The 25,403-nt window shown below is 66.4% G+C and carries 20 protein-coding genes and 1 tRNA gene; 7 read left to right on the plus strand and 14 right to left on the minus strand.

Going from position 1 to position 25,403, the window contains the following annotated elements; genetic code table 11:
- Positions 1–189 precede the first annotated feature (189 nt).
- Positions 190–366: a DUF3311 domain-containing protein gene (locus ACMAUO_RS10885; RefSeq protein WP_114725972.1), complete on the plus strand. Its 177-nt coding sequence runs from the start codon at positions 190–192 to the stop codon at positions 364–366.
- Positions 366–1,844, plus strand: coding sequence for a sodium:solute symporter family protein (locus ACMAUO_RS10890; protein ID WP_420356901.1), 1,479 nt, complete (start codon positions 366–368; stop codon positions 1,842–1,844). The genes ACMAUO_RS10885 and ACMAUO_RS10890 overlap by 1 nt, the downstream gene beginning before the upstream one ends.
- A gap of 22 nt (positions 1,845–1,866) precedes the next feature.
- Here ACMAUO_RS10890 and ACMAUO_RS10895 read toward each other — a convergent pair whose 3' ends face one another.
- From ACMAUO_RS10895 to ACMAUO_RS10920, 6 genes are all read right to left on the minus strand, one after another.
- The gene (locus ACMAUO_RS10895; protein WP_420356902.1) at positions 1,867–3,003 is read right to left on the minus strand and encodes a glycosyltransferase family 61 protein; all 1,137 of its coding nucleotides are present in this window, start codon (positions 3,001–3,003) and stop codon (positions 1,867–1,869) included.
- 113 nt (positions 3,004–3,116) lie between these two features.
- On the minus strand, positions 3,117–4,466 hold the full coding sequence (locus ACMAUO_RS10900; protein WP_420356903.1) for an aspartate aminotransferase family protein: 1,350 nt from the start codon (positions 4,464–4,466) through the stop codon (positions 3,117–3,119).
- A gap of 88 nt (positions 4,467–4,554) precedes the next feature.
- Complete coding sequence (locus ACMAUO_RS10905) at positions 4,555–5,853, minus strand: NAD(P)/FAD-dependent oxidoreductase (protein WP_420356904.1); 1,299 nt, start codon at positions 5,851–5,853, stop codon at positions 4,555–4,557.
- Positions 5,850–7,310 carry an aldehyde dehydrogenase family protein gene (locus ACMAUO_RS10910; RefSeq protein WP_420356905.1) on the minus strand — a complete coding sequence of 487 codons (1,461 nt, stop codon included), beginning with the start codon at positions 7,308–7,310 and terminating at the stop codon, positions 5,850–5,852. Before ACMAUO_RS10910 ends, ACMAUO_RS10905 begins: the two co-directional genes overlap by 4 nt.
- Positions 7,307–8,350 (minus strand): alpha-E domain-containing protein, encoded by a 1,044-nt coding sequence (locus ACMAUO_RS10915; RefSeq protein ID WP_420356906.1) that lies wholly within the window; start codon positions 8,348–8,350, stop codon positions 7,307–7,309. Before ACMAUO_RS10915 ends, ACMAUO_RS10910 begins: the two co-directional genes overlap by 4 nt.
- A gap of 8 nt (positions 8,351–8,358) precedes the next feature.
- The gene (locus tag ACMAUO_RS10920) at positions 8,359–9,843 is read right to left on the minus strand and encodes a circularly permuted type 2 ATP-grasp protein (RefSeq protein WP_420356907.1); all 1,485 of its coding nucleotides are present in this window, start codon (positions 9,841–9,843) and stop codon (positions 8,359–8,361) included.
- 252 nt (positions 9,844–10,095) lie between these two features.
- Between ACMAUO_RS10920 and ACMAUO_RS10925 the strand changes: the two genes are divergently transcribed.
- Positions 10,096–13,521, plus strand: a complete 3,426-nt coding sequence (locus tag ACMAUO_RS10925; protein WP_420356908.1) for a transglutaminase family protein — start codon at positions 10,096–10,098, stop codon at positions 13,519–13,521.
- A gap of 91 nt (positions 13,522–13,612) precedes the next feature.
- Complete coding sequence (locus ACMAUO_RS10930; RefSeq protein WP_420356909.1) at positions 13,613–14,695, plus strand: D-alanine--D-alanine ligase family protein; 1,083 nt, start codon at positions 13,613–13,615, stop codon at positions 14,693–14,695.
- A 190-nt stretch (positions 14,696–14,885) separates the two neighbouring features.
- Here the strand turns inward: ACMAUO_RS10930 and ACMAUO_RS10935 are convergent.
- The 3 genes from ACMAUO_RS10935 to ACMAUO_RS10945 form a co-directional block, all read right to left on the minus strand.
- Positions 14,886–14,962 (minus strand) — tRNA-Pro (locus ACMAUO_RS10935).
- Between the two features lie 118 nt (positions 14,963–15,080).
- Positions 15,081–15,662 (minus strand): LOG family protein, encoded by a 582-nt coding sequence (locus ACMAUO_RS10940; RefSeq protein WP_420356910.1) that lies wholly within the window; start codon positions 15,660–15,662, stop codon positions 15,081–15,083.
- Positions 15,663–15,733: 71 nt separating this feature from the next.
- Positions 15,734–16,939: an MFS transporter gene (locus tag ACMAUO_RS10945; protein ID WP_420356911.1), complete on the minus strand. Its 1,206-nt coding sequence runs from the start codon at positions 16,937–16,939 to the stop codon at positions 15,734–15,736.
- Positions 16,940–17,050: 111 nt separating this feature from the next.
- Here ACMAUO_RS10945 and ACMAUO_RS10950 point away from each other — a divergent pair, with 111 nt between their 5' ends.
- Entirely contained in the window at positions 17,051–17,626 is a 576-nt protein-coding gene (locus ACMAUO_RS10950; protein WP_420356912.1) for an NUDIX domain-containing protein, read from the plus strand.
- A gap of 68 nt (positions 17,627–17,694) precedes the next feature.
- Here ACMAUO_RS10950 and ACMAUO_RS10955 read toward each other — a convergent pair whose 3' ends face one another.
- The 3 genes from ACMAUO_RS10955 to folD all read right to left on the minus strand — a co-directional run bounded on the left by ACMAUO_RS10955 (position 17,695) and on the right by folD (position 21,574).
- Complete coding sequence (locus ACMAUO_RS10955; RefSeq protein ID WP_420357270.1) at positions 17,695–19,710, minus strand: M1 family metallopeptidase; 2,016 nt, start codon at positions 19,708–19,710, stop codon at positions 17,695–17,697.
- Between the two features lie 189 nt (positions 19,711–19,899).
- On the minus strand, positions 19,900–20,646 hold the full coding sequence (locus ACMAUO_RS10960; protein WP_420356913.1) for a methylenetetrahydrofolate reductase: 747 nt from the start codon (positions 20,644–20,646) through the stop codon (positions 19,900–19,902).
- A 13-nt stretch (positions 20,647–20,659) separates the two neighbouring features.
- On the minus strand, positions 20,660–21,574 hold the full coding sequence (gene folD, locus ACMAUO_RS10965) for a bifunctional methylenetetrahydrofolate dehydrogenase/methenyltetrahydrofolate cyclohydrolase FolD (RefSeq protein WP_420356914.1): 915 nt from the start codon (positions 21,572–21,574) through the stop codon (positions 20,660–20,662).
- 43 nt (positions 21,575–21,617) lie between these two features.
- Here folD and ACMAUO_RS10970 point away from each other — a divergent pair, with 43 nt between their 5' ends.
- The gene (locus tag ACMAUO_RS10970) at positions 21,618–22,673 is read left to right on the plus strand and encodes a threonine aldolase family protein (protein WP_420356915.1); all 1,056 of its coding nucleotides are present in this window, start codon (positions 21,618–21,620) and stop codon (positions 22,671–22,673) included.
- Positions 22,674–22,781: 108 nt separating this feature from the next.
- Here the strand turns inward: ACMAUO_RS10970 and ACMAUO_RS10975 are convergent, their stop codons facing one another.
- Positions 22,782–24,353: a Do family serine endopeptidase gene (locus tag ACMAUO_RS10975; RefSeq protein ID WP_420356916.1), complete on the minus strand. Its 1,572-nt coding sequence runs from the start codon at positions 24,351–24,353 to the stop codon at positions 22,782–22,784.
- A gap of 141 nt (positions 24,354–24,494) precedes the next feature.
- Positions 24,495–24,959 (minus strand): nucleoside deaminase, encoded by a 465-nt coding sequence (locus tag ACMAUO_RS10980; protein WP_420356917.1) that lies wholly within the window; start codon positions 24,957–24,959, stop codon positions 24,495–24,497.
- 316 nt (positions 24,960–25,275) lie between these two features.
- Between ACMAUO_RS10980 and ACMAUO_RS10985 the strand changes: the two genes are divergently transcribed.
- Entirely contained in the window at positions 25,276–25,401 is a 126-nt protein-coding gene (locus ACMAUO_RS10985) for a hypothetical protein (RefSeq protein ID WP_255318178.1), read from the plus strand.
- Positions 25,402–25,403 lie beyond the last annotated feature (2 nt).

A 25,403-nucleotide genomic window follows, 5' to 3' on the forward strand; every position in this document is an offset into this window, starting at 1 on the left:
CTGTTCTTGTTCTTCTCAGTCAGGACCCCACCGGGTCCTTCTAGCCGGAAGGCGCATCAATTACGATCCTTTTTCACGCGGCCAGCCCACCCGGACCCGACAAAAACTGCCGGTTGACATGCAGACGGGGATAGGCAACCTCATCGTTGGATGCCCGCAATCAATCAAGAAAATAAGGCCATAATCGGGATGAAAAAGCTGTACCTGGCTCTGCTGCTGCCCTTTGTCGGGTTGCTCTGGCTTCCATTCTACGATCGAACGGAACCGACCCTGCTGGGTTTCCCCTTCTTCTACTGGTACCAGCTCGCCTGGGTGCCGGCGACGTCCCTCCTGGTGTGGGTCGTCTGGAAGCGGGACGCACGCTGATGACATCGCACGTACCATCCACCCCGGCCCTGGTCGTCTTCATCCTGTTCTTCGCCATGACCATCGTGCTGGGCAGCACGGTATCGTGGTGGCGCGGGCGCGCCCAGTCAGGGAAGTCGGATGCCCACGGGTCCGAGGATTGGGGCCTGGGCGGCCGCCAGTTCGGCACCTGGGTCACCTGGTTCCTGGTCGGCGGCGATTTCTACACCGCCTATACGGTCATCGCGGTGCCCGCCCTGGTCTACGCGACCGGCGCATTCGGCTTCTTCGCCCTGCCCTACACGATCATCGTCTATCCGTTCGTGTTCCTGGTCATGCCCATCCTGTGGCAGATCGCCCATGACGGAAAGCACGCCACGGCGGCGGACATCGTCCGCGCACGCTTCGGCAGCCGGGCGCTGGAGCTGGCCATCGCCGCCAGCGGCCTGATCGCGGTCATGCCCTATATCGCGCTCCAGTTGATCGGCATCCGCACGGTCATCGAGGCCCTGGGCCTGCCGGGCGAGATCCCGCTGATCGTCGCCTTCCTGTCGCTGGCCGCCTATACATGGCTGGGCGGCCTGCATGCGCCGGCGCTGACCGCCTTCATCAAGGATATCATGATCTATATCGCGGTCCTGGCCGCGGTCACGGTCATTCCGCTGCATCTGGGCGGCTACGGCGCCATGTTCGCCACGGCGGCGGCGCACCTGCCCCACCCGCCGGAAGGCCATGCGCTGATGCCGGGCCAGAGCGTGCCCTATGCCACGCTGGCCCTGTCATCGGCCCTGGCGGCCTTCCTCTACCCGCATACGCTGACTGGCGTGCTGGCCGCGCGCTCGGCCGACACGATCCGCAAGAACGCGGTCATGCTCCCGGCCTACACGCTCCTGCTGGGCCTGATCGCCATGCTGGGGCTGATGGCCCACGCGGCCGGGGTCGTGACCACCAACACGTCATCGATCGTCCCGAACCTGTTCACCGCGATCTTCCCCGACTGGTTCACCGGCTTCTGCTTCGCGGCCATCGCCGTGGGCGCGCTGGTCCCCGCCGCCGTCATGGCGATCGGTGCCGCGAACCTGGTCACCAGCAACATCTCGCCCGGCCTGCGCAACAATGTCAGCGCCTCGCGCTTCGTCGCGCTCGGGATCAAGCTGGGCGCGCTGGCCTGCGTGCTGTTCCTGAACGCCCATTTCGCCATCGACCTTCAGCTGCTGGGCGGCCTGTGGATCCTGCAGACCTTCCCGGCCCTGGTGCTGGGCATCACGAAGCTGCGCTTCTCCGCCCCCGCCATGCTGACGGGCTGGGCGGTGGGCACGCTGTACGGCACCTATGTCTGCTTCCATGATGGGCTGAAGCCCACCCACATGCTGTCGATCGGCGGCATGCACCAGTTGGTCTCGACCGGCCTGCTGGCGCTGCTGGTGAATATCGGCACCGTGGTGGTCATCAGCCTGCTGGTTCCCGGCCGCAGCCGCAAGGGCGCCACCGCCGCCTGAACCACCCGTCGGACGGCGCGGCCTACGCGGCACCGTCCGACACCAGAACCGGCCGCGTACCGCGCGACCACAGGCCCGACACCTGGCGCAGCACCCGCGCCACGTCGATTCCAGCCTCCCAACGGGCGACATGATCCAGTCGCGTCGCCCCTGTCGGATACTGATCGGCCCAGTAATTCAGATGTCCGCGCATCGCCATCGCCAGGAAGCACGGATTGGCATGGTGATCGGGCACCAGTTCATAGACCAGGGTTCCGGGGCGGCAGAACCCGATATTGGTCATGCCCGCCCCCAGCGGCCCCACCACCATCGCCGCCGCGCGGAACAGGTCGATCTGCTCGCCGATCGTCATCCGCTCTGGCCGCACCACGCAGAACCCTTCCGCCGCCAGCGCCGCCGCCAGCGCCGCCTCGTTCGGGATCGCGCGATTGCCCGCCCCACCCCGGTCGACATACAGCCGCAGCCCGCGCCGGCGCGTGACCGGCACCCGCGCCGCCATGCGCGGAAAGACCGACTGGCACAGGCGCGACAGCGCGAAATCGGCCGCGCCGGCCACGATATTGCAATAGACGACGCGATCCAGCCGATACTGGCGCCCGGCCGTGAGGGCCTGCCGCCCACCGCCATCAACACAGAGCAGGTCCAGCGTCTGGCGCTGCCACGGCAGCAGGTCGGGCAGCAGCCAGCACAGCCGCCCCCGGCGGCGGATTTCGGGCCGGTCCGACAGCGCCGCCATCACCGGCAGCGCATGCGTCATCCAGTGATAGTAATTGCCCGGCCAATGGTCGCTGCACGGCACCGCGACACCCGGCCCCGCATGGCGGAGCAGCCGCGCCCGATCGACCCGCAGCGCCGCCAGCACTTCCGACGACTGGAGATAGCAGGTCTCCTCCACCAGATTCCCGTCCTTGATCAGTACCCGGCTATCCACGTCATACACGACATCGCGCAGGACATGGGCCGTCAGCCCGACCGGTGTGCTGACCCAGTCCAGAAACGGGTTGGCAGCGCCATTGCCCCGCGCATCGGCGGCCGCAAAACGCGCGGCCCACGCCGGGCAGGATTCAAGCAGTACCGAGGATTCGGCGATATCCTCCAGCCGGACGCGGCCAGGCGGACGGGAGGAACGGCGCAGGCGCCGCAGCAGCGAAAGGACCATGATCGTGCCAAAAACCACATGCAGGACAGGCGCGGTCCCGCCACGCCGGCCACCAGCATGATGGCAAGAGATTGATCACTCCTTAAACGCCGGGCGGACGAACACCGGAATGTCTATCCGGCCAGTTCCTCAAGCAGCGCTTCGGCATGATGCAGCAACCGGTCCGCATCGTCCGTCGTAAACACCAGCGGCGGGCGGATCTTGAGGATGTTGGCGTGAAATCCCGTCGCCGAAATCAGGACATGCCGGTCCCGCAGACCGTTGACGATACGTGCCGCAAGTACGCCGTCCGGTTCCTTGCTGGACGGGTCCCGCACCATCTCCACGCCGACATACAGGCCCGCCCCGCGAATATCGCCGATGACCGGAAATCGTTTCCGCAATCTGGAGAAGCCGGTGCGAATATAGTCGCCCACGCGGTCCGCATGCTCCGGCAGCGCCTCCTCCCGCAGAACGTCGAGCGTCGCCTGCGCTGCCGCGATCGCCATCGAGTTGCCACCGAACGTATTGAAATAGCGTATATCACGTCCAAAGCCGGCCACGATGTCGGAGCGGACGACCAGGGCCGCGACGGGGAAGCCATTGCCCATCGGCTTGCCCATCGTCACCATGTCGGGGTCCACGCCATGGCGGCGATATCCCCAGAACATATGGCCGGTGCGCCCGAAGCCAGCCTGCACCTCGTCAGCAATGAAGACCCCACCCCGACTGCGAACGAGATCGGCCACGGGCGCGAGCAACGCGACCGGCTCGTCGTAGATCCCATCCGATGAGAAGATGGAATCGCAGATGAATGCGGCGAGCCCGTTGCCGTGCCGTTCCAGATCGTCGATCTGGCGCTCCACCTGTTCGAGAAACCAGGGCACCATCGTGTCCCGTGGAATGCGATAGGAATCGGGCGTAGGCACCTGCCGGACCCACTGGCCCAGCGGCGACCGACGCCCCAGCGAAGGCGAGAGCCCGGCCGTGAGATAGGAATTCCCGTGATACGCCTCTGACGTGATGATGACGCCATTCCTGCCGGTATGATGCTGCGCGATGCGCAACGCCAGATCGTTGGCTTCGGAACCGGTGCAGGTGAACATGATGTGGCCGTCATCGGCCAGATTGCCGCCAAAGCTCGGCAGAATCGCCTCGGCATAGCGCAGGATAGGCTCCTGCACATACCGCGTGTGCGTGCTCAGCCGCGCGGCCTGTGCCGCGATCGCCTCCACGACGCGCGGATTCGCATGCCCCACGCTGGCAACATTGTTGTAGGCGTCGAGATATTCCTCGCCGTTCTGGTCGTAGAGAAACGCGCCACACCCCCGTTCGAGGCGCAGCGGCGTTTCATAAAACAGGCGATAGGCCGGACCGAGCAGGCGTATGCGCCGCTCGATCATGCCGCGCGTCTCGCTGTCGAGTTGCGCCAGACGGTCGGGATCGAAGGCATTGACCATCGCCTGCTTTTTCACGGAAGTCATGGGCATGGGCCTCGGTGTTGCGCAGGAACGGCGGAGGACATCGACATCATGGAAGAGTAGCCTTGCCCTATAAAGGCTCGCGTCGTCCTCAGCGCATGAATCTGCGCGCCAGCGCGTCGGCAATCCGCCCTTGCAGGACTTTCGCCGTCACCCCCAGCGGCCACGCATCATGAAATGGGATCGGGCGGATCGGTCCGGGCGGCAGCAGGATATCGTCGATGCCCGCGCCCAGGGCACGCCGCGCCACCTCGCGCCCCAATACTGTCGCCATCGCAACACCCCGGCCGTTATAGCCGAGGCAGGCGATAATGCCCGGCATCGGCTCGTGCCAATGCGGGTAATGATCCATCGTGACAGCCACATGCCCGTTCCAGCCATGGGTCCAGGCCACGTCACGCAGAAAGGGCCACAAGGCAAGTGCCTGCCGACGCAGGAACGGAAAGGCATCCGGCCCGTCGCGCTCGCCCAGCGTCGACCGACCGCCGATCAGCAGCCGCCCTGCGTCGTCGATCCGGTAATAGGTCGTGATCTCGCCCAGTTCATAGAGAACCTCGCGCGCGGCCAGAATACGGGTGCGGAGTTCGGGCGGCAGGGGGGCACTGGCAATGATGGCACTGGTGACCGGCACCACGGTCCGGCGCAACCGGTTCCACAGCCGGTCGGCATAGCCGTTGGTGGCGAAAACCACCCGCTCGGCCAGTACGGCACCATCCCGCGTGCCCACCCGCCAGCATGCGCCGTCGCGGCGCACCGACAGGGCGCGACTGCCGCCATAAATCGCGGCGCCATGGGCAATGGCAGCCTCCGCCATGCCGCGCGCCAGAGCCAGCGGGTTTACCTGTCCGCCCCGCCGGTCGAGCAGGGCCGCGCGATAATGGCCTGTGCCGGTGCGCGCGGCGATTGCCGCCGCGTCCAGCCAGGCAACATCGCCCCCGCGCGCGGCGCATTCGTCGGCCAGTTGCCGCAGGGCCGGGATCTGGGATTCGGCGATGGCAGCCCGCAGGGTGCCCCCGCGCATGGGCGCACAGTCGATGCGGTGGCGCGCGATAAGGTCGAATACCAGATCGGGCGCCGTCCAAGCGGCATGCGCCAGCCGCGCGCCCCGTTCGGGGCCGAAATGGCGCTCAACCTCGGACGGCAGGGTCTTCAGGCCCGGATTGACCTGCCCGCCATTACGCCCCGAGGCACCCCATCCCGGTTCGTTGGTCTCCAGAACCGCCACCGCATGGCCGGCTTCGGCCAGATGCAACGCCGCCGAGAGGGCGGTAAAGCCACCACCGATCAGAACGGTCTCAACCCGAATCTCGCCCGCCAGCGGCGGCGTGGCCACCGCCGGCCGGGCGGTGTCGGCATACAGGCTGGCCGGCAACGCGGCGGGCGGGTTCACGCGCCGGATCCGTATCCCAGGATAGCCTTGATTTCCAGGAAATCGGTCAGCCCGTATTCGCCGCATTCGCGCCCGTTGCCCGACTGCTTATAACCGCCGAATGGGGCCGCCACGGTCCAGGGCGCGCCGTTGATATTCACGTTGCCCGCCCGCAGACGCCGTGCCACTGCACGGGCCTGGGCCAGATCGCCACCCTGCACATAAGCCGCCAGGCCATAGGGCGTGTCATTGGCGATCGCGATAGCCTGCTCCACATCGTCATAAGCGATGATCGAGAGCACAGGGCCGAAGATTTCCTCGCGCGCGATCGTCATGTCCGGGGTGACGCGGCCGAACACGGTGGGGCGCACATAATACCCGACCGGCAACCCGTCCGGCCGGCCCGGTCCGCCGGCCACCAGCACCGCGCCCTCGTCGATGCCGATCCGGATCAGGCGCTGGATCTTGTCGAACTGCACCTGGCTGACCACCGGGCCCAGTCGCGTGTCCGCACCGTCGGGCGGCCCGACGACGAACGCCCCCACCGCCTGCGCCGCGATCGCCATGACCTCATCCATCCGGTCGGCCGGCACCAGCATACGGGTCGGCGCGTCGCAGGACTGGCCCGAATTGCCGAAGCATCCCCCCACCCCACGCCGCACGGCATCCGCGAAATCGGCATCGGGCAGGATGATGTTGGGCGATTTGCCACCCAGTTCCTGATGCACGCGCTTCACCGTGTCGGCCGCCAGCCGGGCCACGATGGTGCCGGCACGGGTCGAACCGGTGAAGGACACCATCTCGATATCCGGATGCCGGGCAATCGCCTCGCCAACTGCCGGCCCGTCCCCATTCACCAGGTTGAATACGCCCGGCGGCACGCCGGCCTCGTCAAGGATCTCGGCAAACAGCAGGCCGCTCAGCGGTGCGATCTCGCTGGGTTTCAGCACCATGGTGCAACCGGCGGCCAGCGCCGGCCCCACCTTGCAGGCGATCTGGTTCATCGGCCAGTTCCACGGCGTGATCAGCCCGACCACGCCCACCGGCTCGCGCGTCACCAGCATGTCGCCCACCGGCTGGTCGAATGTGAAGTCGCGCAGCGCGCGCGCCGTCTCCTCCAGATGCGCCATGCCGGCCCAGGCCTGCGCGTCGCGCGCCATGGCCAGCGGCGCACCCATTTCCAGCGAGATCGCGGCAGCCATGTCATCCATACGCCGGCGATAGACCGTCAGGATCCGCTCGAACAGTGCCAGCCGTTCGGCACGGGTCGAGACCGACCATGTGGCAAAGGCACGCCGCGCCGCCACCACGGCCCGGTCGACATCGCCCGCACTGCCCAGTGCGATGGCGGTGCAGGGGGCCTCGGTGGCCGGATCGATAACATCGAGCAGGCGCGGAGCCAAGGGCGCGACCCACGCCCCGTCGATATAGAATTCCGTCGCGTGAGGAAGGCGGCTGGGGTCGAACGGCAAACTCATGACTGGGACTGTTCCTGACTGAAGCCCGCATCGGGCTCCGGACTCGCAATGAGGGCCGGCATGGCGGGCGGCCAGAAGGCCCGGGCGATTTCCCCCTGGACCAGATGCAGTTCGCGCTGCGCCCAGTCGAGAAACTCATGCAGCCCGCGCAGGATAATGTCTTCCACCGTCTGTTCCGCCAGGGTGGCCCGCAGTTCCTCGATCCGCTCGGCGGCGGCATAGCCGTTCTTCAGCCCGTAATCGGTGCGCAGATGGCCCACCGCCCAATAAAGCTGCCGCAGACTGGTCGAAAGCGACCGGGGAAAGCCGTCATTCTTCAACAAAAAGCCGACGACATGAGCCGGCGTCATGTCGCCCCGCACCGTACGGCGGAAGGCATGATAGGCAGCGGCCGAACGCAGCACGGCGGCCCACTGGCCGATATCGACCTCTGACCCCACCCCGGCGACGCTGGGCAGCAGTGTGTGATATTTGATGTCGATCAGCCGGGTGATCTGGTCGGCCCGTTCCAGATTGCGACCGATCAGATAGAACAGCCACGCTTGGTCGCGATAGAAAGTGCCTTCGGTGATGCCGTGATGCGTCTGGCAATCCTGTTTCAGCCGCGCGCACAGCGCGGAGAGGTTGGAGGCACGAATATCGGTCGGCCCCAGCGTGCTGACCGCATTGGTGAACATGTTCAGATGCATCCACATCTCGGTCGAGATCAGTGGCCGCAGCGAACGCGCATTCTCGCGCGCCGCATGCGCGATCGAGACGATGGAATTCGGATTCTCACGGTCGAGGACATAGAAGCCGACGACATTTTCCTCCGACGCCACCTCATGCCGCTCGAAGAACCGCTCGTCGTCGGCATTGATCTGCACGATCGAGAGCCAGCCAGTGCTGGTGCTGCGGGCGCGCACGAATGTTTCGGTCACGTCGATCAGGCGGGCCAGGTTCTCGATCCGCTCCATGTAGCGCGCCAGCCAGATGGTACATTCGGCATAGCGCGACAACAGGTTGGGCATGCCGATGCCGCCCGGAGGAATATCGATCATGACAGGATTCATGACGCCAGCACCCACGTATCCTTCGATCCGCCGCCCTGCGAGGAATTGACCACCAGCGACCCCTTGCGCAACGCCACGCGCGACAGCCCGCCCGGCAGCACCCAAGTCGATTCCCCGGTGACCGCGAAGGGCCGCAGATCGACATGCCGCGCCTCGACCCCGGCCTCGCACAGGGTCGGACAGACCGACAGGTCGATCACCGGCTGGCTGATATAGTTGGCAGGATCGGCCAGCAGGCTGGCACGGAACGCCTCCAGTTCGGCCTTGGTCGCATGGGGCCCGATAATCAGCCCGTAGCCGCCGGATTCGCCGACCGGCTTGACCACCAGCTTGTCCAGATTGGCCAGCGTATAGGCCAACCCCTCGGGCTCGGCGCAGATATGGGTCTCGACGTTCGAGAGGATCGGCTCCTCGCCCAGATAATAGCGGATGATGCGCGGCATGTAGGCATAGACGGCCTTGTCGTCCGCAACCCCGGTGCCGATCGCATTCGCGATCGTCACATTGCCTCGGCGATAGGCGTCCACCAGTCCCGGCACGCCCAGCATGCTGTCGGGATTGAACACATGCGGGTCGAGAAAATCGTCATTCAGGCGGCGATAGATCGAATGGACCGGGCGCGGCCCGGCCACGGTACGCATGAAGACGCGCCCGTTCTCCACCATCAGGTCGCGGCCCTCGACCAACGGCACACCCATTTCGCGCGCCAGGAAGACATGCTCGAAATAGGCCGAATTATAGATACCGGGCGAGAGCAGCACCACTTGCGCATCCACGATGCCGGCGGGCGCCGTTTCGGTCAGCGCGCGACGCAGGCGCGGCCCGTATTCATCCACCGGCATCAGGTCCAGTCCGACGGCCAGATCCGGCATGCTGCGCAGCATCATGTGCCGGTTTTCGATGACATAGGACACACCGGAAGGCGTGCGCGCGTTATCCTCCAGAACCAGGAAGTTCCCCGCACCGTCACGGACCAGATCGGTGCCGTTGATATGCACATAAACCCGTCCGGGAACGTCCAGCCCTTCCATCTCCGGCCGGTAGTTGGCATTGCCCAGCACCAGCCCGGCGGGCACGACGCCGTCCTTCAGGATGCGCCGCTCGTGATAGATATCCCACAGGAAATGATTGATCGCGGCGACCCGCTGCTGCACCCCGCGTTCGACATGGTCCCACTCGCCGGCCGTCAGCACGCGCGGGATCAGGTCCACGGGCAAAATGCGGTCGATCGCGTCGCGATCGGTATAGACGGTGAAGGTAATGCCCAGGTTATACAGGTCCGCCTCAGCGACGCGGGCCCTCTGGCGCAGTTCCGTCAGCCCGAAATGCGCCAGCCTGTCCCGGATCAGGGTCAGGCTCGCCGGCGGCGGGTCCCGCCGGTTCATCAATTCGCAATAGAAATCCGGTGTATCATAGGACACGAACAGGCCCGGTCCCTGCTGCGCGTCTTGCTGCCCCAGATCGCCTCTGTGGTCGCTCATTGTCCCGTTTTCTCCCGTGCATGGCAGGAGATCAGGCGCGAAGGATTCATGTCCACCCCACCTGCTGGTCCGCGTTTCCGTTACAGCCAAGCAAGAATTTGCGCCGCCGCCAAGGCCCAATCGGCATCATCGCCGTATTGCTATTATTCGGGGGCGGGCCGGTGTGAATTTCCGCTTTCCCCCCTGTTCGCGGCGGACCATGCTGGGCTACCGTTCCCGGTGCGGAATATCACTCTGGTTCAAGGTCGACGCATGACCCTGCATGTCGCACTGACGCATCGTACCCGCTATCAATACGACCGTCCGGTCTCGCTCGGTCCACAGACCATCCGGCTTCGTCCGGCTCCGCACGCCCGCACGCCGATCGTGTCCTACGCGCTGCGGATCGAGCCAAAACCCCATTTCATCAACTGGATGCAGGACCCGTCGGGCAATTATCAGGCCCGGGTCGTATTCCCCGAACGTGTGACCCATTTCGAGGTCACGGTGGATCTGGTGGCCGACATGGCCACGATCAACCCGTTCGACTTTTTCCTCGAGCCCGAGGCCGAACACTGGCCGTTCGCCTACGACCCCGTGCTGGCCGGCGAACTGGCCCCCTACCGCGTCTGCGAGGAACCGGGTCCGCTGCTGGCCGAATTGCTGGCAGGAATCGACCCGAGCCGCCAGCGCACGGTGGACATGCTGGTGGCGCTCAACCAGCAGGTCCAGCACCGCATCGCCTATGTGGTACGGATGGAGCCCGGCGTCTGGACGCCCGAGGAAACGCTGGAACAGGGCAAGGGCTCGTGCCGCGACAGCGCCTGGCTGCTGGTGCAGATGCTGCGCAACCTGGGTTTCGCCGCGCGCTTCGTCTCCGGCTACCTGATCCAGCTCGTGGCCGACCAGAAGCCGCTGACCGGCCCCGAAGGCCCCACCGAGGACTTCACCGACCTGCACGCCTGGGCCGAGGTCTACCTGCCCGGCGCCGGCTGGGTCGGGCTGGACGCCACCTCCGGCCTGCTGACGGGCGAGGGCCATATCCCTCTCGCCGCAACGCCCGAGCCCGCGTCCGCCGCCCCGATCTCCGGCCTGGTCGGCAAGTGCGAGACCGAATTCGACTTCGCCATGGCGGTCACGCGGGTACTGGAAACACCCCGTACCACCCGCCCCTACGCCGATGCGCAATGGCAGGCGATCCTGGAGGCCGGGCGCGCGGTCGATGCCACGCTGGAAGAAGGCGCCGTCGGCCTGACCATGGGCGGCGAGCCCACCTTCATCGCCGCCGACGACATGGACGCCCCGGAATGGAACATCGACGCGCTGGGCCCGACCAAGCGCGCCTATGCCGGGCGCCTGCTACGGCGCCTGCTGCCGCTCTGGTCGAAAGGGGCGGCGATCCAGCATGTGCTGGGCAAGCATTACCCCGGCGAGCAATTGCCGCGCTGGGCGCTGCTGTGCCACTGGCGCCGCGACGGCGAACCGGTCTGGACCGATCCCGCGCTCCTGGCTTCCGACGACGACACCGACAACGCGACCGAACAGGATGCCGCCGCCTTCTGCCGCGCGCTGGCCGAGCGGTTGCAGGTCGATCCTGGCCTCGTCAATCCGGCTTATGAGGACATCCATTACTATCTCTGGCGCGAGCACCGGCTGCCGGCCAACGTGATCGTCGAGGATTCCAAGCTGCGCGACCCGCTGGAGCGCGAGCGTCTGGCCCGCGTCTACGGCCACGGGCTGAACGTGCCGGTCGGCAGCGTGCTGCCGCTGCGCGTCGTGGTGCGCGACGGCGTGCGCCGCTGGCAGTCCGGGCGCTGGTTCTTCAAGGGCGACCTGATGTTCCTGGTCCCGGGCGACGCACCGGTCGGCTTCCGCCTGCCGCTGCAAAGCCTGCTCTGGGCCAGCGAAGACAACATCGACCACGACATGGAGCGCGATCCGTTCGCCCCCGTGCCGCCGTTGCCGCCCCATCCTGCCCTGGCCCGCCGCACCGGCCCCTCGGCCGGCGGCACCGCCCCCGGCTGGACGGAACAGAGCGTGCCCGGACGGCCCGATCGGGGCGAGGCCGGCGAACAGCCCGCCCTGTCGGACCTCCCGGCCCTGCCGCCCTATCCCGGCGGCGGCACCGGGCGCATCCCGCTGGACCGCGCCATCGCCGACCACCTGGTGGAAGTCGGGCGCGAGGAACCCGAACTGGTCCGTACCGCGCTGGCCGTCGAGGCCCGCGGCGGCATCCTGCATGTCTTCTTCCCCCCGCTCTACGCGGCGGAAGACTGGCTGGACCTCTGCGCGGCGGTCGAGGACACCGCCCGCGCCTTCGGCCGCAAGGTGATTCTGGAAGGCTACCAGCCACCGCGCGACCCACGCCTGCTCAATTTCTCGATCACCCCCGACCCGGGCGTGATCGAGGTCAACATCCACCCCGCCGCAAGCTGGGACGAACATATCGGCCGCAGCCAGCAGCTTTACGACGAAGCCCGCGCCGTCGGGCTGATCGCCGAGAAATTCATGGTCGACGGCCGCCATGTCGGCACCGGCGGCGGCAACCATGTGGTGATGGGCGCCGCCCGCGCCGCCGACAGCCCGTTCCTGCGCCGGCCGGACCTGCTGAAATCGCTGGTCGGCTTCTGGCACAACCATCCGTCGCTCTCTTATCTGTTCAGCGGCCTGTTCATCGGCCCGTCCTCGCAGCATCCCCGCGTGGACGAAGCCCGCGACGACAGCGTGGCCGAGCTGGAAATCGCCTTCTCCCAGGTCCGCCCAGACCAGCCGACCCCGCCCTGGCTGACCGACCGGCTGTTCCGCAACCTGCTCGCCGACATCACCGGCAACACACACCGCACCGAATTCTGCATCGACAAGCTCTACGCGCCCGAAACCTCGTCCGGTCGGCTGGGGCTGGTGGAATATCGCGCCTTCGAAATGCCCCCCCATCACCAGATGGCGGCGGCCCAGATGCTGCTGATGCGCGCCGCCGTCGCCGCCTTCTGGAACAAGCCCTACGAGCGGCGCCTGGTACGCTGGGGCACCCGCCTGCATGACGATTTCATGCTGCCGCACTATGTCAGCCGCGATTTCACCGACGCCATCGCCGAACTTCGCGCGCTCGGCGCCCCGCTGGAGGCCGACTGGTTCGCACCGCACATGGCCTTCCGCTTCCCCGAAATCGGCGCCGTCCCCCTTCTGGGCATGACGCTCGACCTCCGCCACGCGCTGGAACCCTGGCACACTCTGGCCGAGGAACCCGCAGCAGGCGGCACCGTGCGCTATGTCGACAGTTCCGCCGAACGGGTCCAGGCCCGTGTCACCGGCTGGGTGGACGAACGCTATATCCTCGCCTGCAACGGCGTCGGCGTGCCGCTGACCCGCACCGAACGCCAGGGCGAATATGTCGGCGGCGTACGCTTCAAGGCATGGAACCCGCCCAGCGCCCTGCACCCCACCATCGGCGTGCAGACGCCCCTGGTGTTCGATGTGTACGACACCTGGACCGGCCGCAGCATCGGCGGCCTGACCTATCACGTCGCCCACCCCGGCGGCCGCAACTACGAAACCCGGCCGGTCAACGCCAACGAAGCCGAAGCCCGGCGCCGCATCCGCTTCTTCCCGTTCGGCCATACCGTGGGGGCCATGCCGGCGCCCGTTGTGCAGCGGTCGCTGGAACAGCCCCGGACTCTGGATCTGCGGCGGTTTTCTTGAGGGACACGTGATGCAGGGCGCTGCCCTGCACCCGGAAGGGGACAGTCGTCCCCTTCACCCCTTGGACTTAATTCATCATGGGGAGTGAGGGATGATTGCGGCCGGTGACGGGAACAGGCTACGTGTCGGCGTTCTCTTTGGCGGCCGGTCGGAAGAGCATGCGGTCTCGGTTCTTTCCGCATCCAATGTCATGCGAGCACTCTCCCCCGACAAATACGACGCCGTCCCGATTTTCGTCACCCGCGAAGGACTGTGGATTCTGAGCCATCTTGAGGATGGCACCCTCGCGCAGCCATCCCATGGAACGGAACTCTGCTTCGTGCCGGGCGGCCATGGGCGCGTGATCGCACTCCCCCCGGATGGCACACCCTACGCATTGCCCGGAATCGACATCCTCTTCCCCGTCCTGCACGGCCTTCACGGCGAAGACGGCGCCGTGCAGGGCCTGGCCGAAGTCGCGCGCGTACCGCTCGCCGGCTGCGGCATTCCCGGATCGGCAAACGCCCTGGACAAGGATATCGCCAAAAGACTCTTCAACGAGGCCGGTATCCCCGCCGCCCGATCACGCACGATCCACCCGCACGCCGTGCCAACATTCGAAGAACTGGAACACACCCTCGGCCTGCCCATCTTCATCAAGCCCGCCCGGCAAGGCTCCTCGGTGGGAGTCAGCAAGGTCTCGACCAGCGCGGATTACGAAAACGCCTTGTCCGAAGGCTTCCGCCACGACACGAAGTTGCTCGCCGAACAGTTCATCCAGGGGCGCGAGATCGAATGTGCGGTTCTCGAAGCCACCGACGGTACCCTTTTCGTCTCCCGAACCGGTGAAATCATCCCCGCCGACCGCCACGGCTTCTATACCTATGATGCCAAGTATATCGACAAGGACGGTGCGGGGCTGCACATCCCAGCCGACCTGCCCGGCGAGGTCGAGGACGCCATCAGGGCCCTCGCATCCAGAGCCTTCCGCGCCCTTGGCTGCGACGGCATGGCCCGCGCGGATTTCTTCCTGACGCCCGATGGGAAAATCCTGGTCAACGAACTGAACACGATCCCCGGCTTCACCGATATCAGCATGTATTCCAAGGTGATGGCCGCCAGCGGGATCGACTACCCCGCAATCCTCGACCGCCTGATCGCCCATGGTCTGGCAAGGGCGGGAAAATCTTTCTGACGGAAGAGCAGCCCGGATCCGGTTTGACCTGCGATTATGAAACCACGATATCGAACGTGCGCGCCGAACGCTCACGCATCATGAAATATCACGATAACGGGGTCTGACGATCGCGGCGCAGCGGGAGTCCCGGCGCGGCCCGTATTACCGGACCAGAACGGCATCATGCCGCCTGCAATCAGGGAAAATCTGGTCGGAGTGAGAGGATTCGAACCTCCGGCCCCTGCGTCCCGAACACAGTGCTCTACCAGGCTGAGCTACACTCCGAACTCGTGTGGGGGGCTATACATGCCCTCTCGACTCTCCGCAAGAGCCCGGGCACCAACTATTCCCCCGGGCGGCGGTTTTTTGTCATGCCGCCGTCATATCCGGCCCCGACCGAACCCTACAACCGGCTGGCATCATCCACGACCGGGCTGCGCACCACGGCCCCCAGACGCGCCATTGTCGTGGCCACGTCGGGCACGACCTCAAACAGATCCAGCGCCGCGGATTCCGCGAAGCCGTTTTCCACCGCAGCCCGCAGCATGCCCAGCATCGGGTCCGCCCAGCCTGCTACATTGACGATGAAGATCGGCTTGTCATGCAGCTTCAACTGCCGCCAGGTCAGGATCTCCATCGTCTCGTCGAATGTGCCCAGACCACCGGGCAGCACGACGAAGGCATCGGCCCGGGCAAACATCAACTGTTTGCGACTATGCATCGAGTCCGTCACCGTCAGGTCGGTCACTCCCTGATGCATCACCTCGCGCGCTTCGAGAAAGGTCGGGATCACACCGGATACCTTACCCCCGGCCGCCAGCGTCGCATCCGCCACCGTGCCCATCAGCCCGACATCGCCGCCGCCATAGACCAGCCGCATGCCGGCCTCGCCCAGCCGCTGCCCCATCTCCCGCGCGGCCTCCTGGAACGCGGGCCGGGCCCCGAAACGCGACCCGCAGAATACGGCAACGGCAGCAACGGACATGGATCGTTATCCTCCTGAAGATGGGTCATATGCGCGATCCGGCCCGCCCGATCCCGCAAAGGCGGCCAGCCTCAGGCAGCATCGGGGCGGGACCGCTCCCGCAGCAGCAGGGTGGCACCGACCCCGGCGCCGGTAAACAGGGCCGAGACCAGAAACATCGGACCATAACCCAGGCTATGGATCACCAGCCCCAGCATCGGGCCGGAAAGGCCGATGCCGATATCGAGAAAGACGCTGAAGGCCCCCAGTGCCGCACCCCGGTTCTGCGGGCCCGCGCGCGTCACCGCCTCCACCCCAAGGGCCGGAAAGACCAGCGAGAACCCGGCCCCGGTCAACGCGGCACCCAGATCGGCCGAGGGCACATCCGCGCTCCGCCAGAGCAACAGCAGCCCGCCGACCTCGACCAGCAGCGACACCACCGCCACCTTCATTCCGCCGCGCAGGCCGATCTGCCGCGAGAAGAACAGCCGCACCAGAACAAAGACCAGGCCGAACACCATCAGCCCCACCGCCGCGCCATCCCAGTGGCGGTCGGCGAAATACAGCGACAGACAGGCCGAAATGGCCCCGAACCCGACCGACCCGCAGGCCAGCACGATGCCGTAGGGCAGAACGCGCCAGAAGACCTGCGAGAACGGCATGACCTCGCCGCCCTTGGCGATCGGCGGCACGCCGGCATAGCGCGTGGCCAAGCTCAGTCCCAGTGCGGGCAGCAGCGCCGAAAGCAACCCCACCCCGGCCAGCCCGCCCAACACCCCGTGGGCCTGTGCCAGCACCGCGCCCACCGGCGCCCCGAAGGCGATACCGCCATAGGAGGTGATGCCGTTCCAGGAAATCACCTGCGCCGTCCGTTCCGGCCCGACACGCCCGATATTCCACAGGATGGCCCCGGTCGCGGTCCAGCTTTCGCCCACCCCCATCAGGATGCGGCTGGCGACCAGCAGCAGCACGGCCAGACCGGCCCGATGCATGAACAGGCCGGACAGCATCAGCGCCAGCCCCGCCAGCACGCAGATCGCAAGCCCGATCACCACCGCCGGCTTCGCGCCCCGCTCGTCCACGAAGCGGCCCGCCTGCGCCCGCGAAGCGAAGGTGGCCAGATATTGCAGCGACACGGCCAACCCGGCAATGACGGTATTGTAGCCCAGCGTGCCGTGTACAAAGAGCGGGATGACCGCCAGCGGCAGGCCGATATCGACGTAGCAGATCAGGTTGAACAGAACGACGGCGAGGATCCGCAGCGTCGGGTTGGCCGGCCCGCTCCGTAAGACAGTCATGACGAGACGCACACTCCGTTACCCGGACACCATAAGGGCCCACAATGCGGTTCGCCAAGCATGAGGACCCCGTGCCCTGATGGAAACGCCATCACGAAAGGAACCGCTCGCATGACAGCCGACACCTCCGAGGATTCAGGCGGCTTCCTCACCCTGTCCTCGCGGATCGCCTACGAAAACCCATGGACCCGCGTGCGCGAGGACATCATTCGCCGCCCGGATGGCGGCGAAGGGCTCTACGGCGTGGTCGAGCGGGGGGATTTCGTCGTCATCCTGCCGCTGGGCGACGGGCCGGACGGCCTCACCGTGACGCTGGTGCGCCAATATCGCTACCCGATCCGGGCGCGGCTATGGGAACTGCCGATGGGCATGTGGGAATATCGGCCCGACGCCAATCCGGAAACGGTGGCAAGGGGCGAACTGGAAGAGGAAACCGGCCTGCGCGCCGAACGGCTGCGCCATGCCGGCATCCTGTATCAGGGGGCCGGCTATTCCACCCAGCGCGGCCATGTCTATCTGGCGACCGGCCTGACGCAGGGCACGCCCCGACTCGAGGCAACCGAGGCAGACCTGACCAGCCACACGATGACGCTGACCGAGATGGAGCGGATGATCCGCGACGGCGAGATCACCTGCATGGTCACGCTGGCCGCGCTGGCCCTGATCCGCGCGCGCGACTGGCTGTAGGAACCCGTCCGGCAACAGGGACTGGCGACATACGCGCACCAGCCCCCATTCCCGACAATTCCCCTGCCTTAACGCGCGGGCGGCGGCGCCGGCGGGGCTGGCTGGGCCAGGGTCAGCGTGTTGTCGGCACGGTTCAGGTCCGGAATGTCATGCCCGGGATCGAGGGTAACCGCCTGGGGCGTGCGCGAACCCGGGATCGTCAGTTCGATCTCGTTGCGCAGGTACCATGCCTCGGTCGGGATGGTCAGGCGCGAATTGGTGCCGTCGGTATAGCTCACCTGCAACGTCACCGGCAGCGGCAGCCAGCCCTTGTTGTCCACCGTCACCAGCAGGCCATGCGCCGCGCCCTCGCCGGTGGGCGTGGCGGACTTCACCGCATAGTCCGGTCCCCAGTTATTGAAATACCAGCCCCGCCAGAACCACGACAGGTCCTCGCCCGTCTCGCTGTCCATCAGCCGGAAGAAGTCCGAAGGCGTAGGGTGGCGATAGGCCCACACCGCAATGTAGCGGCGGAAGGCACGGTCGAACCGCTCCGGGCCGAGGATCTGCTCGCGCAGCAGCTTCAGCCCATAGGCTGCCTTGAAGTAGGTGACCGGATGCCGATAGTGCTCGGGGATCAGGTCCGAAGGCGTCATCAGGCGCGGCGCGGCCGGATCGCGCAGCACCGAGAGGATATCCTCGGCCGGCTTGCCGGTGGCGGGCGCGAATTCGCTGTCGCGCTTGGGCGCGAACTCGCCGGAATTGAAATCGTCCGACGCATAGGTGTCGATAAAGGTGTTGAAGCCTTCATCCATGAAGGCATGGCGACGCTCGTTGGAGCCCACGACCATCGGGAACCAGTCATGACCCAGTTCATGCACCGTGATCCAGAACAGCTCCGGGTCCTTGTCGTGCATGCCGTCGAAGACGATGCCCGGATACTCCATCCCCGCGCCATGTCCGCCCAGATTGATCGCGTTCGGCCACGGATAGGGGTACCAGCGGCGCGAGAAATACTCGATCGCGTATTTCACATACGACGTGGACCGGTCCCACTGATGCGGCCCCGCGCCTTCCACCGGGTAGGCCGACATCGCCAGGCGCGGCACCGGCGCACGGCCCGGCTCGACCACCATCGGCGGCAGGTCCAGCCGCGCCGCATCCCACAGGAAGGCCGGCGAGGCCGAGAACGCCACGTCGCGTGTGTTGTTCATACGGAAATGCCAGGTCTTGGTGCCGGTCTGGGCCGGATGGCTCTTGGGGTCGTGGATATCGGCTTCGGTGCGGATCATCACCCGCTCGTCGCTCTTCGCCGCCTGGGCCAGCCGGTCTCGCTCGGTCTGGGTCAGCACATCGGCCTGGTTGAGCAGCGCGCCGGAGCCGACCACGGTGAAGTTCCACGGCACGGTCACGCTGTAATCGATATCGCCGTAATCCAGGAAGAATTCCTGCCCCAGATAGGGCGCGGTATCCCAGCCGCGAACGTCGTCATAGACGGCCATGCGCGGGTACCATTGCGCGACCTCGTAGATATCGCCGTTGCGGGAGGAACTCACGGCGGTGCGCCCGCCCGAGGGGCCGGGAATGGTGTAGTGCCAGACGATCTTCAGCCGGATCTTGCCGCCCTTGCCCTCCAGCGCCGTCGGCAGCGGCACCTGCATCCGCGTGTCGGAAATAATCGGCGTGACCGGGATGCTCTTGCCATCCTGTTCGATCGACACGCTTTCGATCACATCGCCATCGGTATGATCGCCATGGCGCTGCGGATTGACGAAATTGCCGCGCGAGCCGTCACGATAGATATTCTGGTCGAGCTGCACCCACAGCACATCCAGCGCATCGGGACTGTTGTTGGCGTAGGTGATGATTTCGCTGCCCGAAAGCAGGCGGTTGGTGGGGTCGATCGCCGCCTTGATCTCGTAATCGACATTGTTCTGCCAATACGCACCACCTGGCACGCCGCCGGCCGACCGCGTGCCGCCCGCCGGCATCGGATAGGCCAACGGGGCGAAGATGCGGGCCGGATCGGGCGCCGGCATGGCGGATGCGGCGGCAGGCGTGGCCTCCTGGGCGCGGGCGGGCGCCGTGCCGCCCACGATCAGCATGGCAGCCCCCAGAACAAGCCCGATCGCGGTCATGGCGCCGGCGATCCCCGGCTGAAACCCTGGCCCGGTGGACAGGCGTGGACATGGACGGTGGTACGGCACGATCAGGACCTCTCGGGGAAAACAGACTCTTTCCCCGAGGCTAACGGAATTGCGGGGCGGACGTAACCCGTCCCCACCCGCGCCGTATCAGCCGAGCGCCTGCTGGATCGGCCCCAGATAGGCGCCCAGATTCACCCGCAGCGGCATCAGATAGACATGCCCCCCGGCCGCCCGGACGGCACGGATCGCCCGGATGGCGAACGCGATGTTGGCCTCCAGCGTCAGGTCGAACCCGTGGGGGAAGACGACATGGTTCGTGGTCTCCCAATACGAGCGCGATTTGGGCCCGATGACCGGCGAAATCCCCCAGAACACCGTTTCACCCTCCAGCCAGCCCATGCACAGATCGAGCATCCGCATGTCAAATACCGGCTGGGTAAAGAAACCGGCGGCCCCGGCCTCCTTCTTGCGCGCCACGGCTTCCATCTCCCGCCAGGGCGCATGCCGCCACGGATCGAAGGCGGCATAGACCGTCAGGTGCGGCGCCTCGCGCCGATAGCGGCGGATCACGCTTTCCGACGAATTGGGAAAGGTCCGGCGGCTCAGATCGGCCGGCGGATCGCCCCGCACCACCAGCACTTCCGTCAGCCCCGGAATATCCACCCCCGGCAGCGGGCCGTCAGGGTCGATATCGATGGCCCGGATATGCGGCACGACACGCGGCAGGACCGGCTGCAACAGCGGCACCGCGTCCCAGCCCTGCATCGGAAAACGCATCAGGCTGGGCACGTTCAGCGTGTCGGCCAACGGAAAATGCGCGCGAACCTGCGCCGCATCGCGCAGCAGGGCCTCCGCATCGCGCGGGATCAGTTCGACCGACAGGCGCGTCGTCATCGCGCAGCCACCCTCAGGCCGCGCCGACAATACGCCGGGCGGCCGCCAGGGTATTGTTCAGCAGGCAGGCGATCGTCATCGGCCCGACACCGCCGGGCACCGGGGTAATCCGCCCCGCGCGGGTCACCGCCTCCTCGAACGCCACATCCCCCACCAGCCGCGTCTTGCCGTTGGGCAGCGAGATGCGGGTGATGCCCACATCGATCACCGCCGCGCCGGGCTTGATCCAGTCGCCACGGACCAGCCCGTTGCAGCCGGTCGCCACCACCAGAATGTCGCCCTGCCGCGCCAGGGCGGCGGGGTCGCGCGTGTCGATATGCGCGACCGTCACGGTGCAGCCCTCGGCCAGCAGCAGGCGCGCCATCGGCCGGCCGACCAGATTGGACGCCCCGATGATCACGGCATGCAGGCCCCGCAATTCGCCCAGCTCCGCCTTCAGCAGCATCAGGCAGCCCAGCGGCGTGCAGGGCACGATGCCCGGCTGGCCCAGCGCCAGCCGGCCGGCATTCACCTCGCCCAGACCATCCACATCCTTGTCCGGATGGATGGCATTGGTAATCGCCACCGGGTCCAGCCCGGCAGGCAGCGGCAACTGCACCAGGATGCCGTGAATTTCCGGATCATGATTCAGCCGCCCGATCAGCGCCAGCAATTCGCCCTGCGACGTGGTCTCGGGCAGCATGTGCATGAACGAGCGCATGCCCGCGCGATGGGTCTGGAGCGCCTTGTTGCGCACATAGACCTCACTGGCCGGGTCGTTGCCCACCAGCACCACCGCCAGCCCGGGCGTCACCTGATGGCGATCATGGAACGCGCGGACCTCCTGTGCGATCGTCTGGGTCAGGTTCGCCGCGAACGCCTTGCCGTCGATCAGGCGCGCGGACGGGTTGCGAACGGACGCGGTTTCGGCGGAAGCTGGCTCGGTCATGCGGCACTCCGGACAACGGGAACGGAAAGAGCAGGGGAATAGCGTGGTAGAGCAGATACGCAAGAACTTCAGCAGCGACAATGTCGTTCCGGCCTGTCCCGCCGTGATGTCCGCCCTGGCTACGGCCAACGCGCACGCCGCACCCGCCTATGGCGGCGACGCCTGGACGGCACGCCTGGGCGACGTGGTGACGGATATCTTCGAGCACCCGGTCAAGGTCTTTCCCGTCGCCACCGGCACGGCGGCGAACGCGCTGGCACTGGCCGCCATCGCGCCGCCCTATGCCGCGATCCTGTGCGACGAAAGCGCCCACATCGCCCAGTCCGAATGCGCGGCGCCGGATTTCTTCACCGGCGGCGCCCGGCTGGTCACCATCCCGTCCGAGGACGGACGCATGGCGCCGGACGCCCTGTCCTACATGCTCGACCGCCTGCCCGCCGACGACGTGCACAACCCGCTGCCGACGGCACTGAGCCTGACCCAGGCCACCGAATGGGGCACCGTCTACCCGCCCGCCCGCATCGCCGAACTGACGGCACGGGCCCGGAGCCGGAACCTCGCGGTGCATATGGACGGCGCCCGTCTGGCCAACGCCATCGCCCATCTGGGCTGCAGCCCGGCCGAGGCGACATGGAAGGCCGGCATCGACGTGCTGTCGCTGGGCATGACCAAGAACGGGGCCATGGCGGCAGAGGCGGTCGTCTTCTTCAACCGGGCACATGCCGAACAATTCGCCCGCCGCCGCAAGCGCTCCGGCCATGACTGGTCCAAGCAGCGGTTCCTGAGCGCGCAGGTTCTGGCATGCCTGGAAGACGATCTGTGGCTCAACAACGCCCGCCACGCCAATGCCATGGCGCAACGCCTGGCCGGCGGCCTGTTCCGCCACCCCGGCGCGCGGATGCTCTACGAAACCCAGGCCAACGAAATCTTCGTCCTGCTGCCCGACCGCGCGATCGCCCATCTGCGCGCCGCAGGCTTCGCCTTCCATGACTGGGATACGCCGCCAGGCGTGGACGGCACCGTTATTCGATTGGTCACCAGCTATTACACCCGCATCGCGGATGTGGACGCGCTGCTGGAGACGCTTTCGGAAATCTAGTCAGCACTTCTGTTCTTTTTTGAAAAAAAGAACCAAAAAACTTTTATTCGTTCCAGAGCCTTGTGTCTGGAAAGGCGCCGCCCCCTGGGGGAGCGGCGCCACCGCCGATCAGTCGTTATCGTTATCGTTGTCGCTACCGGCCGCGCCACTGTCGTCAGGCGCCCCCGGTGTCACGGCGATGAACAGGTTCTGGCCGCCACGCAGAACGCGCAACAGCACCGACTGGTTGGATTTCAGGGCCGCGCGAACGGCGGTCACCGTGGCGCTGGGGTTGTCGACCGGGCTGTTGCCGACGGCCTGGATCACGTCGCCAGCGCGGATACCCGCCTGCTCGGCCACCGACCCCGTCTGGACATCACTGACGACAACGCCACGCACCGAGCCGTCCAGCCCCAGTTGCTGGCGCAGATCGCGGGTCAGCGGCGAAAGCGAAACCCCCAGGCGCGGACCGCCGGCCTCGCTCCTGTCACCGACGGAACCATCGGGCGACGACGCGCTGGACAGGTTCGCGATCTTCACCGTGGCCGTCTGCGCCGCGTTGTTGCGCAGATAGGCAATCGTCGCCGATGTGCCCGGCGGCAGCGAGGCAACCTTCACCGCCAGGTCATGCGGGCTGTCGATCTTCTGGCCGTTCAGCGTGGTGATCACGTCACCGGCCTTCAGGCCCGCCTTTTCGGCCGGGCTGCTGTTGCTGATGCTGGCCACCAGCGCACCGCTGGGCGGGGCGCCATCGCTGGCCGGCTTCAGGCCCAGCGCCTTGGCCATGGCCGGCGTGATCACCTGCGCCACCACGCCCAGATAGCCGCGCGTCACATGGCCGGTCTTCTGCAACTGGTCGACGACGTTCTTGACCACGTCGGAAGGAATGGCGAACCCGATGCCGATCGACCCGCCCGTGGGCGAGAGAATGGCGGTATTCACGCCCACGACCTTGCCGTCCTGGGTAAAGAGCGGCCCGCCCGAATTGCCGCGATTGATCGGCGCGTCCACCTGGATGAACGAATCATAAGGCCCATCGCCGATATCGCGGCCGCGCGCCGAGACGATGCCCGCCGTCACGGTGCCGCCCAGCCCGAAGGGGTTGCCGACCGCGACCACCCATTCGCCGGGCTCGACCTTGTCGGAATCGCCCAGTTCAATGAAGCGCAGCTTGCTCTGGGTCGTAACCTTCAGCAGCGCCAGGTCGGTCTTGGAATCGCGCCCGATGATCTTGGCGGGCAGGATGGTGCCGTCATCGAGCGTCACCGTCACCTTGGTCGCGCCCTTGACCACATGGTTGTTGGTCACGACGAACCCATCCGCCGAGATGATGAAGCCCGATCCCCTGGCCTCGACCGTCCGGCGCTGCTGCTGCGGCATCATCTGGAACGGGAACGGGAAGGGAAAGGGCATCTGCTGCTGGCCCTGCATCCCGCCCTCTTCATCCACGTCGTCCGCGCGGATATTGGCGGTGATGGAAACCACGGCAGGGCGCACCTGCTTCACCAGATTGACGAAATTGGGCAGCGTCTGGGTCTGCGTATTCGGACGGATGACGCCTGTCTCGTCAGCCCGTGCCGTGTCCATCATCACGGCCTGCGCCGCGCCGCCCAGCATCGTGGTGGCGACCAGCGCGGCCAAAACCCTGCCCCGCATCCGGCGAGGGCGGAAAGACGTCATGGGCTGAAACTCGTCAGTCATAGCATTCCTGATTGTTGCTGGAGCGGCCGGGCAAGACGCCGCCCCTTCCTGAGGTACAGTCCAGAATAGTATGCGGACGAACCCAACCTGTACCGTACCTGCCGATGAAGGATGCGTTATCTCTGCGTTTCCCGCAAATTCTCACGCGCGCAATGCCTGAAAAAAATCGCGCAATAACTGTGCCGCCTCGCGCTCGCGCACCCCACCTACCCACTCGGGCCGGTGCAGGCAGTCCGGCCGTGCCAGCAGGCGCGGCCCATGCTCGACGCCGCCCCCCTTGGGGTCATAGGCACCAAACAGAATACGCCCGACCCGGAAATGCACCGCCGCCGCCGCGCACATCGGGCAGGGCTCCAGCGTCACCACCAGCGTGCATCCCGTCAGGCGCGGGCTGCCCAGCCGCCGGGCAGCCGCGCGCATGACCAGCATCTCGGCATGGGCACCCGCATCATGCGCGGCCTCCACCCGGTTGCCATCCCGGGCCAGCACGCTGCCATCCGGCCCCAGCAGCACGGCACCCACCGGAACCTCGCCCCGCGCGGCGGCGGCACGCGCCTCCTCCAGCGCGATGGCCATCGGGTCGGCAGGGCGGCATTCAGGCGGCATCGCGCGCCACCCGGCCCGGATATGGCGCAAAACCGCAGAAAGTCAGGTCCTGTCGTCGCCCGGTCATGAAACTCCATCCTCGTCGGCCGCGTTCGCGTCACATGCATCCCGTCGCCCCATATGCCGGCAATGGGCGCGGACGCGGCGTTCACAACATATTACAGGACGGCGCGGCATCCGGGGTGACCCGAACAGTGCAAACCGGGAAAAAAATATTGATTTTAATGGACAGACCGGGTTGCGACTGACAGTGTAACGACATCGCCGGTAACGGGTCCTGAAACAATCGGGACCGATATGAAACAGGAGGCAGACGATGAATACGCTCACGTTGATCCTGGCCGCCGCGGCAATCGTCATCGGTTTTTCCGCCTGTGAACCGGAACTGATGGGCCGCCATACCCTTACCGCGAGCCTGCATTCGATGGTCTCCGACGGCTGACG

This window comes from Gluconacetobacter brunescens (assembly GCF_048695475.1).
In the GTDB taxonomy this organism is placed as follows: Bacteria; Pseudomonadota; Alphaproteobacteria; order Acetobacterales; family Acetobacteraceae; genus Gluconacetobacter.

Bases quoted from the DNA above. Each gene is read 5' to 3' on its own strand.
- ACMAUO_RS10885 (WP_114725972.1), top strand. From the start codon at position 190: ATGAAAAAGCTGTACCTGGCTCTGCTGCTGCCCTTTGTCGGGTTGCTC.
- ACMAUO_RS10890 (WP_420356901.1), top strand. From the start codon at position 366: ATGACATCGCACGTACCATCCACCCCGGCCCTGGTCGTCTTCATCCTG.
- ACMAUO_RS10895 (WP_420356902.1), bottom strand. From the start codon at position 3,003: ATGGTCCTTTCGCTGCTGCGGCGCCTGCGCCGTTCCTCCCGTCCGCCT.
- ACMAUO_RS10900 (WP_420356903.1), bottom strand. From the start codon at position 4,466: ATGACTTCCGTGAAAAAGCAGGCGATGGTCAATGCCTTCGATCCCGAC.
- ACMAUO_RS10910 (WP_420356905.1), bottom strand. From the start codon at position 7,310: ATGAGTTTGCCGTTCGACCCCAGCCGCCTTCCTCACGCGACGGAATTC.
- ACMAUO_RS10915 (WP_420356906.1), bottom strand. From the start codon at position 8,350: ATGATCGATATTCCTCCGGGCGGCATCGGCATGCCCAACCTGTTGTCG.
- ACMAUO_RS10920 (WP_420356907.1), bottom strand. From the start codon at position 9,843: ATGAGCGACCACAGAGGCGATCTGGGGCAGCAAGACGCGCAGCAGGGA.
- ACMAUO_RS10925 (WP_420356908.1), top strand. From the start codon at position 10,096: ATGACCCTGCATGTCGCACTGACGCATCGTACCCGCTATCAATACGAC.
- ACMAUO_RS10930 (WP_420356909.1), top strand. From the start codon at position 13,613: ATGATTGCGGCCGGTGACGGGAACAGGCTACGTGTCGGCGTTCTCTTT.
- ACMAUO_RS10940 (WP_420356910.1), bottom strand. From the start codon at position 15,662: ATGTCCGTTGCTGCCGTTGCCGTATTCTGCGGGTCGCGTTTCGGGGCC.
- ACMAUO_RS10945 (WP_420356911.1), bottom strand. From the start codon at position 16,939: ATGACTGTCTTACGGAGCGGGCCGGCCAACCCGACGCTGCGGATCCTC.
- ACMAUO_RS10950 (WP_420356912.1), top strand. From the start codon at position 17,051: ATGACAGCCGACACCTCCGAGGATTCAGGCGGCTTCCTCACCCTGTCC.
- ACMAUO_RS10955 (WP_420357270.1), bottom strand. From the start codon at position 19,710: ATGCTGATCGTGGGCGGCACGGCGCCCGCCCGCGCCCAGGAGGCCACG.
- ACMAUO_RS10960 (WP_420356913.1), bottom strand. From the start codon at position 20,646: ATGACGACGCGCCTGTCGGTCGAACTGATCCCGCGCGATGCGGAGGCC.
- folD (WP_420356914.1), bottom strand. From the start codon at position 21,574: ATGACCGAGCCAGCTTCCGCCGAAACCGCGTCCGTTCGCAACCCGTCC.
- ACMAUO_RS10975 (WP_420356916.1), bottom strand. From the start codon at position 24,353: ATGACTGACGAGTTTCAGCCCATGACGTCTTTCCGCCCTCGCCGGATG.
- ACMAUO_RS10980 (WP_420356917.1), bottom strand. From the start codon at position 24,959: ATGCCGCCTGAATGCCGCCCTGCCGACCCGATGGCCATCGCGCTGGAG.
- ACMAUO_RS10985 (WP_255318178.1), top strand. From the start codon at position 25,276: ATGAATACGCTCACGTTGATCCTGGCCGCCGCGGCAATCGTCATCGGT.